Source organism: Streptomyces broussonetiae, from assembly GCF_009796285.1.
GTDB lineage: Bacteria > Actinomycetota > Actinomycetes > Streptomycetales > Streptomycetaceae > Streptomyces > Streptomyces broussonetiae.
The window spans coordinates 3,053,568-3,066,693 of record NZ_CP047020.1; the positions used below are offsets into that span (position 1 = coordinate 3,053,568).

At 68.6% G+C, this 13,126-nt stretch carries 6 protein-coding genes; 1 reads left to right on the plus strand and 5 read right to left on the minus strand.

All coding sequences use genetic code 11. The features are described 5' to 3' along the window. Window positions 1–10 precede the first annotated feature (10 nt). A complete protein-coding gene (pulA, locus tag GQF42_RS14135; protein ID WP_233273342.1) occupies window positions 11–5,383 on the minus strand; it encodes a pullulanase-type alpha-1,6-glucosidase in 5,373 nt (1,790 codons plus the stop codon). 187 nt (window positions 5,384–5,570) lie between these two features. On the opposite strand from pulA, the gene GQF42_RS14140 reads away from it, so the two are divergent. Next, entirely contained in the window at window positions 5,571–7,655 is a 2,085-nt protein-coding gene (locus GQF42_RS14140; RefSeq protein WP_407699491.1) for a carbohydrate-binding module family 20 domain-containing protein, read from the plus strand. A gap of 19 nt (window positions 7,656–7,674) precedes the next feature. Here GQF42_RS14140 and GQF42_RS14145 read toward each other — a convergent pair whose 3' ends face one another. The 4 genes from GQF42_RS14145 to GQF42_RS14160 all read right to left on the minus strand — a co-directional run bounded on the left by GQF42_RS14145 (window position 7,675) and on the right by GQF42_RS14160 (window position 13,020). Then, a complete protein-coding gene (locus GQF42_RS14145) occupies window positions 7,675–9,060 on the minus strand; it encodes an alpha-amylase (RefSeq protein WP_199272679.1) in 1,386 nt (461 codons plus the stop codon). 123 nt (window positions 9,061–9,183) lie between these two features. Next, window positions 9,184–10,920, minus strand: coding sequence for a glycoside hydrolase family 13 protein (locus GQF42_RS14150; protein WP_158930128.1), 1,737 nt, complete (start codon window positions 10,918–10,920; stop codon window positions 9,184–9,186). Between the two features lie 170 nt (window positions 10,921–11,090). Continuing rightward, window positions 11,091–11,996: a sugar ABC transporter permease gene (locus tag GQF42_RS14155; RefSeq protein WP_158919986.1), complete on the minus strand. Its 906-nt coding sequence runs from the start codon at window positions 11,994–11,996 to the stop codon at window positions 11,091–11,093. Between the two features lie 19 nt (window positions 11,997–12,015). Beyond that, the gene (locus GQF42_RS14160) at window positions 12,016–13,020 is read right to left on the minus strand and encodes a carbohydrate ABC transporter permease (RefSeq protein ID WP_158919987.1); all 1,005 of its coding nucleotides are present in this window, start codon (window positions 13,018–13,020) and stop codon (window positions 12,016–12,018) included. Between the last annotated feature and the right edge of the window lie 106 nt (window positions 13,021–13,126).

The window sequence follows — 13,126 nt, forward strand, 5'->3', positions numbered from 1 at the left end:
GACCCCGACCCTACTTCCCCGCCCGGGTGAACACCGCAACCGTCCGCGCCGGGACGGAGAACGTGCCGGAGCCGGCCGCGTAGGAGGAGGTCTTCACCACCGGGTCGGCGCCGGAGGCCTGCACCGGATGCAGCCGGTACGGCGCCTTGGCCAGGGCAGCGATCGTCTGCTCCTGCCGCTGCGGAGAGGCGTTGAAGACGACGACCAGGTCACCGAGGCGCATGGTGATCACACCGGGCGTCTCGTCCGTGCCGGACAACGGGAAGGACAGCTCGTCCTGCACCTGGGCGGCCGTGCCGAGGGAGAACGCTCGCTCGGTCGTGCGGATCTTCAGCAGGTCCTGGTAGGCGGCCGAGGCCCCGGTGATGTCGGCGCAGCCGACCGCGACCGTGCTCAGCAGCGGCTTGGCGTACGGCCACTTGGACTCGTTGTCGGCCACCATCGGCAGCCCGCGGCCGAAGCCGTTGCCGTCGGCGCAGTTCCAGTGGATGGCGTTGAACCAGTCCCCGCTGTCGAAGGAGTTGCGGTCCAGGGACTTCGAGCGCAGCAGGTCGGTGCCTGCCTGGGAGAGGGACGGCCCCTGCGAGAGCGCGGCCGTGGCCATCGCGAGGACCTGCATCCGGGCCCGGTCGGCGGCGCTGGTCCCGGCGGGCAGCTTGTAGGTCAGCGCGTCGAACAGCGACTCGTTGTCGTGGGCGTCCGCATAGGCGAGGGCGTCGCCGGGGGCGTCCGCGTACCCGGCGGGCGAGCCGTTGTAGTCGACCTCGGCTCCCGTGACGTCCTTGCCCTTCGTGTCCGTGAAGCGGTACTTCGCCAGGTTTCCGCTCAGCCCGACCTTGATCAGGTCCTGGTAGTGCAGGAGACGGGCCTTCTGCTCGGCCGAAGTACCATTGGCCGCCGAGGAGTTGGGGTCGGTGTACAGCCCGGAGGCGAAGCCCTGGACGCCGGGGTCGGAGTCGAAGGGGCTGCCGCCGCGTACGGCGTCCCGGGCCCTGTCGGAGAAGGTGGCGATGCCGGTGCCGGCCATGTTCGCCTGGGTGGCCTGCACGAACCGGGCGTCGTTCGCGACCTCGCCGAAGTTCCAGCCCTCGCCGTACAGGATGATCTTCTTGCCGTCGACGCCGTCCTTCTGCGGCGTCAGCGCGTCCAGGGCCTTCCTGACCGAGAGGATGTTGGCCTTCGGGTGGTGGCCCATGAGGTCGAAGCGGAAGCCGTCGACCTTGTACTCCTTGGCCCAGGTGACGATCGAGTCCACGACCAGCTTGCCCATCATCGCGTTCTCGGGCGCGGTGTTGGAGCAGCAGGTGCTGTTGGCCACCGAGCCGTCGGCCAGGAGTCGCTGGTAGTAGCCGGGCACGACCTTGTCGAGCACGGAGGTGTCGGCCTGGCCGCTCGCGGCGGTGTGGTTGTAGACGACGTCCATGACGACCCGGAGGCCGTCCTCGTTGAGGGACTGCACCATCTGCCGGAACTGGACCGTACGGGCGGTGCCGTCCGGGTCGGTGGCGTACGAGCCCTCGGGGACCGTGAAGTGATACGGGTCGTAGCCCCAGTTGTAGGCGTCCTTCGCGGCGGTCTTCGCCACGCACGCCTGCTGCTGGTCGGAGTCGGCCGGGTACGAGGCGAGGTCACAGGCCGGGCTCTGCTGGTCGGCCTTCTTCTCGGGGACGGAGGTGAAGTCGAAGGCCGGCAGCAGGTGCACGTACGACGTACCCGCCTTGGCCAGCGCCCGCAGGTGCTTCGAGCCGTCGCTGTTCTTGTCGGTGAAGGCGAGGTAGGTGCCCTGGTCGCGCGCCGGGACGGACTTGTCGGCGACCGAGAAGTCCCGGATGTGCAGCTCCTGGATCTGCGCGTCCTTCATCGGTACGGCCTTGGGCTTGGCGAGGCCCGCCCAGCCGCTCGGGGCGAGGGAGGCGTCGTCCAGGTCGACGACGAGGCTGCGCTCGGAGTTCGCGGTGAGGGCGAGCGAGTAGGGGTCGGTGACCTTGTTCACGACCAGCTTGCGGACGCTGGGCGCCCAGACCTTCACGACGTACCGGTAGGGCCTGCCCTTCCAGGACGCCGGGCCCGTGACGGACCAGACGCCGGTCGTGTCGTCGCGGTGCATGGCCTTGAGCGAGCCGTCCAGCTCCAGGGCGACGCTCTGTGCGGTCGGCGCCCAGACGGAGAGGGTGGGCCTGCCGTCGTGGAAGACCGGTCCGAGCGCGGCCTTGGTGGCACCCGGGTAGAGGTCGTCGAGGACGCCCGCGACCTGCACGCCGGTCGCGGTCAGGACGGCGCCGTTCGCGGCGCGCTGCGAGGCGACGAGCTGGCCGGTCAGCGCCGTACGCACCCGGCCGCGGTCACGCGGGTCGACGGACCAGGCGGTGTAGTCCTTCAGGTACGGGAACTTCGCCTTCTGGGCGTCGGTGAGCGTGGTCTTCTCCAGCCGGATCCAGCGCTCGTCGTCGCTGGTCAGCGTCCCGTCCTTGACGGTGATCGAGCCGTCGTGGGAGGAGAGCAGCTGGGTGGAGGCGGCGCCGTCGACGCCGTTCCAGGCGACGGTGTCCCGGTCGATCCAGACCGCCTTGGACGTGGTCAGGTCGAGCGCGCCCGCACTGCCGGCCGGCTGCGGGAGCAGGTACTTCTCCTGGCCGTTCAACAGCCACACCTCATGGCCGTTCGCCTTGAGGTCGAGCGACTGGTCGGCGGCGAGGTCCTTCTCGTCGCCCTTGTGGATGATGTAGCTGAGGCTGGTGGCACCCGCGGTGAGCGGCACCTCGAAGACCGCGCCATAGGCATCAGTCTTGACCGGCTGAAGGGGTTTCGACCAGTCGGTGGGGGTCGCCGCACCCGTCCAGACGTGCAGGCCCCAGCCGTCGTAGTTCCCGTCGGCGCGGCGGTAGTGGATGACGGCCTTGGTGGTGTCCTGGGCCGGGTACGAGGGCTTCTCGGTCTGGACGTCCGCCTTGCCCTGCTCGACCCAGACCTCGCCCGTCCTGGTGACGTCGATGCTCCGGTCGGCCGAGACGTCCTTGTTCCCGTTCTTGTCGACGACCAGGAAGCCCACGGTGGAGGCGCCCGGCTTGAGCTTGACGTAGGCGAAGGCGCCCCAGGCGTCCCGGCCGGTGAAGGGGTGCCCGGCCGGCCAGGTGGTGGCCTCGCCGTCGGCGAGGTCGCCCCAGGCGTACAGGCCCCAGTCGGCGTAGTCGCCGTCGGTGCGCTTGTAGTGGACGATCGCGTAGTCCCGCGAGGAGGCCGTGGGGACGGGCGTCGTGGGCGGGGTGCCACTGGTGCTGCTCGCCGTGGCGCCGGCGGTGCGCCCGGCCGAGTCGATGACGACGGCCTTGTAGCGCAGGGCGGTCCCGGCGGGTACGGCCTTGCCGAGGGTCTGGGTGACCTTGTACGGGGCGTGGTCGGCGGAGCCGAGCACCTGCCACCTGGCGTTGCCGACCTGCGCGGCGAAGACGACCCTGTCGAGCTGTCCGCCGTCCACGCCGGCCGTGAGGTCCACGGTCCCGGTGGCTCCGGCGGCCGGGGCGGTCAGGGTGATCGTCGGCTTTGCGGCGGGCTCGGCGAGATGGCCGGCGGCCTGGTAGACGACGGCGGACTCGGCCGGGACGGTGACGGTGAGTCGACGGTCCCCGCCGGTCTTCACCGAGCCGTCCGCACCGTAGACGCCCCGGTACGCCATGTCCGCCGACCCCGTCGCGAAGGTGGCCGTCTTCGCGGTGTCCGCGTTGTTGAGGGCGACGACATACTCGGCGCCCGCCTTGGCATCCGTGCGGGTGAAGGCGTAGATCCCGGCGCCGTCGGCCGCGTACCGCTCGGTCTGGACGCCGTCGGTCAGGGCCGGGTTGGCCTTGCGGAGCTTCGACAGGGCGGCGATGTCCCGGTAGAGCGGGGCACCGGTGTCGTAGGAGTCGCTCGCGTGGGTGCGGGTGGTGCCGATCTCGGGGTCTTTGAGGTAGTCGGGCACCTGGGAGGCGAACATGGTCTGGCGGGCGTCCTTGTCGCCGCCGGAGCCGGTGAAGCCCTGCTCGTCGCCGTAGTAGACGACCGGGTTGCCACGGCTGAGGAACATCACCTCGTTGGCGAGCCTGTCCTTCCTGAGGATCTCGGCGTCGGTCGCCTTCGGGTTGTCCTGCTTGAGGAAGTACCCGATGCGGCCCATGTCGTGGTTGCCGAGGAAGGTGACCTGCTCGTAGGCGTTGGCCTTGTCGGTCGTGTACTTCCAGTCGTCGCCGAAGACGCTCGCGAGCTTCTGGGCGCTGCCGCCCTGGGAGGCGTAGGCGCGGGCCGCGTCCTGGAAGGGGAAGTCGAGGGTGGCGTCGAGGCGGCCCTGGGTGACGTACGGGGAGGTCACCGAGGTGTCGGCGGAGTAGGTCTCGCCGAACATGAAGAAGTTCTTCCGCCCGTGCGTGGCCGCGTAGGCGTCGAGCGCGGTGGCCCACTGGGTCCAGAACTCCATGTTGACGTTCTTGACCGTGTCGATGCGGAAGCCGTCGACGGCGAAGTCCTTCACCCAGCGCTCGTAGATCTTCTCCATGCCGTGGACGACCTCGGGACGCTCGGTCCACAGGTCGTCGAGGCCGGAGAAGTCGCCGTAGGTCGCGGACTCGCCGGCGAAGGTCGAGTCGCCCCGGTTGTGGTACATCGTCGGGTCGTTGAGCCAGGCCGGGACCTTGCTGTCGCTCGTGACCCGCGGGGTGTACGGGAAGGAGGCGTCGGAGACGGCCGGGAACCTCTTGGTGCCGTCGGCGTAGTCGGCGTCGTCGAAGGGCTTCCCGTCCTTGGTCAGGTACGGGAAGGCGCCCTTGGAGAGGTAGTCGGAGGACTGCTCCTTGTAGTCGACGACGTCGGCGGTGTGGTTGGTGATGACGTCGAAGAAGACCTTCATGCCCTTGGCGTGGGCCTTGGCGATGAGGGTCTTGAGGTCCTGGTTGGTACCGAAGTGCGGGTCGACCTGGGTGAAGTCGGTGATCCAGTATCCGTGGTAGCCGGCGGATGCGTTGGCACCCGTGCCCTGGACCGGCTTGTTCTTGAAGATCGGCGCCATCCAGATGGCGGTGGTGCCGAGCCCCTTGATGTAGTCGAGCCGCCTGGTCAGGCCCTTGAGGTCGCCGCCCTGGTAGAAGCCCTTGTCGGTGGGGTCGTAGCCGGTGGCGAGGCGCGAGCCGGTGAAGCCGCCCTTGTCGTTGGCCCTGTCCCCGTTGGCGAAACGGTCCGGCATGACGAAGTAGAACTGCTCGCGGGTGTCGTCGTGCCGGGCGGGCTGGGCGGCCAGGGCCGCGTCCGACGGGGGTGCGGGCGGGGTGGCTGCGTGCGCCGCCAGTGGCTGGATCAGGGCGGCGGCGAGGGCGACGGCGGTGACGGCCGCGGCCCGTCTCGCTCTGGGTATCACGCGGTAACTCCTAGCGAATGCGGCTCTCTTGGGTCCGACCCCGCGCGACCGTATCCCCAACGAAAGCTTTACAGCAAGAGTCTTGAAACTCATAGCAAGAAGTTTCAACGTCAACCTTGACGTGCTCTTCTCAACTGCCGCACGCTCACCGGTTGTTGAACCACAACCCCTCTCTTGGGAGCCGCACATGACCGGAAACCGACACCGGCCCCCGGGCCCCGCGGGTGTCTTCCGCCGGACGGCCGGGGCCATGAGCGCCGGAGCGCTGGCGCTTGCGGGCGTGCTCGCCCTGCCGGCGGCGCCCGCGCAGGCGAGGACGACCGCCAAGGGCGACGTGATCGCCAACCTGTGGGAGTGGAACTGGGACTCGATCGCCTCGGAGTGCACCAACGTGCTGGGCCCGGCGGGCTACGGCGCGGTCCAGGTCGCACCGCCACAGGAGTCCCTGAAGCAGACGAACTACTACTGGTGGGACGTCTACCAGCCCTACTCCTACTCACTGAACAGCCGCTTCGGCACGCGGGCGAAGTTCGCCGCCATGATCACGGCCTGCCACCGGGCGGGCGTGAAGGTCTACACGGACGCGGTGATCAACCACACGGCCGCGCAGACCGGCACGGGCTACGACGGCACGACCATCACGGACAAGTACGCCACGCCCGACTGGTCCCGCACCGACTACCACGACTCCAGCGAGTGCCCGACCTCGGACCTGACCATCCAGGACTACTCGAACCTGACCCAGGTCCAGAACTGCGAACTGCTGGGCCTGCCCGACCTCAGGACCGGGTCGGACACGGTACGCGCGGGTCTCGCGAACTACCTCAACTCCCAGCTCGCACTGGGCGTGGACGGCTTCCGGATCGACGCGGCCAAGCACATCCCCGAGACCGACATCGCGGCGATCGAGGGCAAGCTGACGAACACCGCGTCCGGCTCGGCGCCGTACGTCTTCCAGGAGATCTACCCGGGTACGACCCCGCAGCCGAGCGACTACTACCCCACCGGTGACGTCCTGGACTTCACCTACGCGAGCAAGCTCAAGTCGGCCTTCCAGGGCAATGTCTCCGACCTGTCCTCGATCGAGAGCAGCGGCATCCTGCCCGCCGCGAACTCGGTGTCGTTCGTGACGAACCACGACACGGAACGCAACGGCCTTCACCTGTCCTACAAGGACGGCGACACCTACAAACTGGCCAACCTCTTCCAGCTCGCCTACAAGTGGGCGACGCCGACGGTGTACGCCAGCTGGGAGTGGACCCAGAGCGACCAGGCCCCGCCGAACTCCTCGGGGTTCGTCAGCGACACGGACTGCGCCGGCGGCTCCTGGTACTGCCTGGACCGCGACACCGCCGTCGTCGGCATGGTCGCCTGGCACAACGCGACCGACACGGCCGCGGTCTCCAACTGGCAGACGATGTCCTCGAACGTGATCGGCTTCGGCCGCAGCGGCAAGGGCTTCTTCGCGCTCAACAACGGGACGGCTGCGGCGACTTACACGTTCACGACAGGCATGGCCGACGGCACGTACAGCAACGTCGTCGACGGCGGGAGGACGGCGGTGACCGTGTCGGGCGGCAGCGCGTCGGTCACGATCCCCGCGAAGGGCGCGGTCGCCTTCTACAACTCCTCCTACACCTGCACGGTGGGCTGCGGCGACGCGGGCGGCGGCTCGGGCGACACGGTGAGTGCGACCTTCAACGAGTACGCGTCGACCACTTCCGGCACCAACGTGTACGTGGTCGGGTCCATCGCGGCACTGGGCGGCTGGGACACCTCGAAGGCGGTGGCGCTTTCGTCGTCCGGCTACCCGGAGTGGTCCGGCGAGGTGAGCGTGCCGGTGAACACGTCCTTCACCTACAAGTACATCAAGAAGGACGCCTCCGGGAACGTCACCTGGGAGTCGAACGCCAACCGGTCGACGGCGACGACGACTTCGGCGTTGGCCCTGAACAACTCCTGGAACGTGGCGAACACCGACGCCACGGACGTGACGTTCCACGAGAACGCCACGACCGACTGGGGGACCAACGTCTACGTGTCCGGCTCCATCCCCTCGCTCGGCTCCTGGAACACGGCCGACGCGATCCAGCTGTCGTCGGCCTCGTACCCGGACTGGAGCAGGCTGGTCATCGTTCCCAGGAGCACCTCCTTCGAGTACAAGTACCTCAAGAAGGACAGCTCCGGGAACGTGACCTGGGAGTCCGGGACGAACCGCACGTACACGACGGGCAGTTCGTCCGGCTACACGACGAGCGACACCTGGAAGTAGTGGCGGCAGCCCTTGGGGGTCAGCAGCTCGACTTGCCGGCGTAGATCGCGAGCGCCGTGTTCGAGCCCAGGGTGGCGGTGAACTGCCCACTGGAGTTCACCGTCACCGTCGTGTTGTTCTGCACGTCGCAGTACGTCCCGGCGGGCAGGGACGTCTGGTACGTGCGGGACAGGGCCGAGGACTCGTGGTTGACGGCCACGTAGCCCTTGCCGCCCCGGCCGAAGCCGATGGCGTTGTTGCCGTCGTCCCACCAGTTGGAGACGGCCTCGCCGCGGGTCGTGTTGCGGAAGGCGACCATGGACTTGATCTCCGGCCAGGCGTGCTGGCACTTCCAGCCGTCCTGCCAGCAGGCGTTCACCTGGCCTCCGTCGGGTGGACCCGCGTCCGCGTCCGACCATTCGTAGCCGGAGTTGATGTCGGGGGCGCCGTAAGGCCAGGCGAGCATGAAGACGTTGGCCAGGGTGTAGTCGGCGCCGTCCTTGTAGTTGAGGGTGGAGCCGTTGCGCTCCGTGTCGTGGTTGTCGACGAAGACGCCGGCGACCGAGCTGCTCAGGTAGCCCCAGCCCTCGCCGAAGTTGGTGAGGTACGCCAGCTTCTCGCTGGTGAAGACACGTTTGAGGTCGTAGGCGTAGCGGAACTCCTGGACGTCGCCGTTGCCGGTGTACTCGGAGGGCTGGACGGCCTCGTTCGCTCCGTAGATGACCTCCTGCTTCCAGTAGGCGGAGGGGTTGGTCAGGCGGGACTTGATGTTCGCCAGGTCCTCGGCCGGGATGTGCTTGGCCGCGTCGATGCGGAAACCGTCGGCGCCGAGCGAGAGCAGGTCGTTCATGTACCCGGCGATGGTCTTGCGGACGTACTCCTCGCCGGTGTCCAGGTCGGCCAGGCCGACGAGTTCGCAGTGCTGGACGTTCCAGCGGTCCTGGTAGTTGGTGACCGGCGAGGTGCAGTCGTCGAAGTCGGGGTACGAGTACAGGCCCGGGTAGTCGTACTTCGTATACGTCGAGCCGCCGGTGCCGGTGCCGCTGCCCGCCGACATGTGGTTGATGACGGTGTCGACGACGACCTTCACCCCGGCCGCGTGGCAGGTGTCGATCATGTTCTTGAAGGTGGTCCGGTCGCCGAGCCGGCCCGCGATCCTGTACGACACCGGCTGGTACGAGGTCCACCACTGCGAGCCCCGTATGTGCTCGGCGGGCGGGGAGACCTGGACGTAGCCGTAGCCGGCGGGGCCGAGGGTGGTGGTGCACTCGCGGGCCACCGAGGCGTAGTTCCACTCGAAGAGGACGGCGGTGACGTCCTTGGTGCCGGGCGGGGAGGCCTCGGCGGTGGTCGGGTTCATGCCAACCGTAAGGCCGAACGTGGCCATGGTGAGCGCGAGTGCCGTGGGGAGTGTTCTGCGTGCCATGTGGGGGTTCCTTCACCGTTGAAGGCTCTTGCTGAAAAGTTTCAGCCAACTTGCGGTGACGGAGATGTTAAAGGCCCGCCGCCTGAAAAGGCAGCGGGCCGGGTGAAGTTGATGCAAGAAGTTTCAGGGGCGGGTGGTGAACCACACCGTGGTGTCGGCCGGCACCTTCGCCTCGCGGTCGGCCTCGGCCACCTCACCACTGGCGAGCAGCACCCGCCCGTACGCCGTGGTGGTCACCGCCTCCTCCGTGGTGTTCGCGACACACACGAACTCGCCCCGGCGGAAGACCAGGACGCCCTCCGGTGCCGGCAGCCACTCCACCGCGTCGCCCGCGCCGAGGGCGGGGTGTTCCCGGCGGGTGGCGAGCGCGGTGCGGTACAGCTCCAGGGTGGAACCGGCCACCCCGGTCTGCGCCTCCACGCTCAGCCCGCCCCAGCTCTCGGGCTGCGGCAGCCAGCTGCCCCCGCCGCCGAAGCCGTACGACGAGCCCGTGCGGGTCCACGGGATCGGCACCCGGCAGCCGTCGCGGAAGCCGTCCTGGCCGGCGCCGCGGAAGTACGCCGGGTCCTGGCGCACCTCGTCGGGGAGGTCGACCACGTCCGGCAGGCCCAGTTCCTCGCCCTGGTAGATGTACGCCGAGCCGGGCAGCGCGAGCATGAGGAGGGTGGCCGCCCGGGCCCGCCTGAGTCCCAGTTCACGGTCGCCCGCGGTGCGGATCTGGGTGCCGAGACCGGGCGGGTTGGCGAACCGGGTCGCGTGCCGGGTGACGTCGTGGTTGGACAGGACCCAGGTGGCGGGGGCGCCCACCGGTCGCATCGCCTCCAGCGTGCGGTCGATGACCTCGCGCAGTTCCTTTGCGTCCCACGCCGTGCTCAGGTACTGGAAGTTGAAGGCCTGGTGCAGCTCGTCCGGGCGGACGTAGTTGGCGGTGCGCTCGACGGTCGGCGTCCACGCCTCGGCCACGAAAATGCGCCCGCCCGTCTCCCACCGCCGCCCGTCCGTCGAAGGCCCTTCGGGCCCCTTGTTCTTGGAGTACTCGTCCAGGATCGTGCGCCACTGCCGGTAGATCGCGTGCACGCCGTCCTGGTCGAAGAACGGCATGACATCGTTGCCCAGCAGCTTGAGCTGGTCGTGCGCGCCGAGGTCCGGCAGGCCGTCGGCCTTCACCAGTCCGTGGGCCACGTCGATACGGAAGCCGTCGACGCCCATGTCCAGCCAGAAGCGCAGGATCGAGCGGAACTCGTCGCCGACCGCCGGGTGGTCCCAGTTGAAGTCGGGCTGCTCGGGGGCGAAGAGGTGCAGGTACCACTCGCCGGGCGTGCCGTCCGGTTCGGTGATCCGCGTCCAGGCCGGGCCGCCGAAGATGGACTCCCAGTCGTTGGGCGGGAGTTCGCCGTGCTTCCCCTTGCCGGGGCGGAAGTGGTAGCGCTCCCGCAGCGGGGAGCCGGGGCCCTCGGCGAGGGCGCGCCGGAACCACTCGTGCTGGTCGGAGGAGTGGTTCGGGACGAGGTCGACGATGATCCTGAGCCCCAGCCCGTGGGCGTCGCGGATCAGCGCGTCGGCGTCGAGCAGGCTGCCGAACATCGGGTCGACGGCACGGTAGTCGGCGACGTCGTAGCCGGCGTCGGCCTGCGGCGAGGCGTAGAAGGGGCTGAGCCACACGGCGTCGACGCCGAGGTCACGCAGGTACGGCAGTCGGGCGCGGATGCCTTCCAGGTCGCCCATGCCGTCGCCGTTGCTGTCGGCGAAGCTGCGCGGATAGACCTGGTAGATGACCGCGTCCCGCCACCAGTCACGGCGGTCGGCGACGGCGGCTGCGGCGGAGTGGGGGGCCGGTGCGGCGGGGTGCTGCTGGCTCATGGCGTCCTTGATGTGTAAAGGGGTTCTGGTCATGGGCGCGTGGGTACGGCCGGGGGTGCCGGGGACCGGAGGTGTACTGCGAGGCGGCCGCGGTGACTGCGGGGTCGGATGGATCACCGCGGCCGCCTACCCGCGCGGCAAGGCGCGCGGGAGTTCATTCCAAGGGGCTGTCAGCCCTTCGTACCGCCCGCGGTCAGACCGGTGACGAGGTTCTTCTGCACGAGGTAGAAGAACGCCGACACGGGTATCGCGATCAGCACCGCGGTGGCGGCCATGTAGTTCCACTGGGCGTCGTGCTCGCTGACGAAGGTCTGCAGACCGACGGCGAAGGTGTACTTCGAGTCGTCCAGCAGGAACGTCGTCGCGAAGGCGACCTCGCCCACGGCGGTGATGAAGTTGTAGAAGGCGGCCACGGCCAGGCCCGGGCGGGCCAGCGGCAGGATCAGCCGGAAGAAGGTGCCGAACGGGCTGAGCCCGTCGACACGTCCGGCCTCGTCTATCTCGAAGGGGATGGTGTCGAAGTACCCCTTGAGCAGCCAGGCGCTGTACGGCACGGCCGTGGTGCAGTTGATGATGATCAGCGCCCAGTAGGTGTCGATGAGGCCGAGATCGCTGAAGATCTGGTACATCGGCACGATCAGGATGGCGATCGGGAAGGCCTGCGTGAGCAGCAGGACCCACATCAGCTGCTTGTAGCCGGGAAAGCGCATCCGGGAGACCGCGTAGCCGGTGGTGGCGGCGACGAGGACGCCGATCAGGGTGGTGCCGCAGGCCACGATCATCGTCGACTTGAACCAGTCGAAGAAGCCGGTGTGCTGGAGCACGAAGCTGTAGTTGGAGAAGGACAGCTTGCCCGCGATCTTGCCCGGGTGGAGGTAGTCGTCCTTGTCCGGGCCGAGGGAGAGATAGAACAGCCAGGCCACCGGGGCCAGCGCGATGAGGCTCGCGACGGCGAGGCCGCCGTGCAGCAGGGCGGCGCCGAGCGGGCCGCGCTCGCCGCGCCGGCGCGTACGGCGCGGGGCCTCGCCCGTGGCGGCCGGGGCGGCCTCGGTCTTCTCGAGGGTCGGGGTGCTCATGGCGGCGGCTCCTGCGGCGTCAGACGGCGAGCTGGTCATTGCGCTTCAGCCAGCGGAAGTAGAAGGAGGTGAACACGACGAGGATCGACAGCAGCAGCACGCCGTACGCGGCGGACTGCGCGAAGTCCCGCGGCTGCTGTCCGAAGCCCAGCTGGTAGGCCCAGTCCACGAGGATCTGGGCGTCGGGGGCGCTGGTGGGTCCGAACAGCAGGAAGATGATGACGAACTGGTTGAAGGTCCAGATGATGCCGAGCAGGACGACGGTGGAGCTGACGGACCTGAGCCCCGGCAGGGTGACGTGCCTGAAGCGCTGCCAGGCGTTCGCGCCGTCCATCTCGGCCGCCTCGTAGAGGCTGGAGTCGATGGACTGCAGGCCGCCGAGGAGCGAGAGCATCATGAACGGCACACCGCACCAGGTGTTGACCATGATCGCGGCGAACCGCTGCCAGAAGGTGTCCTCCAGCCACTGCGGCTGGGGCAGGTGCAGGGAGTGCAGGATCTGGTTGAGCACGCCGGTGTCGGCGAGCATGATCCGCCAGGAGAAGACGGTGACGAACGTCGGCACGGCCCAGGGCAGGACGAGGAGCAGCCGGTAGAAGGTACGGCCGCGCAGCTTCTGGTTGAGCATGAGCGCGAGCCCGAGACCGATGGTGTAGTGCAGGACCACACAGGCGGCCGTCCAGACAATGGTCCACAGGAAGTGCGACCAGAACCGGTCGTAGGCGGTCGGGCCGAACAGGATGTCCTTGTAGTTGTCCAGGCCGACGAACTTGTACGTGGCCGCGATGTGGTTGACGCCGATGGTGCGCGCCGAGTTGAGGCTGTTGGCGTCGGTGAGGGTCAGGTAGACGCCGCGGACCAGCGGGTAGCCGACGATGCCGGCGAGTACGACGACCACCGGGGCGATCATCGCGTAGGCGTACCAGTACTTCTGCAAGCCGTTCTTGATGCGCTGCCCCAGCCCGGGCCGAGGCGCGCGGTCACCGCGGCGCTTGCCGGTCGCACGGTCGATGGCGACTGTCATGGTTCGACACCTTCAAAACGTTCAGGAGTTGGGCCGGGCACAGGGCGGTGGCCGCCGGATCCTTCCCCCCGCCTTCCGTGACGGAGGATCCGGCGGCCACACGGGC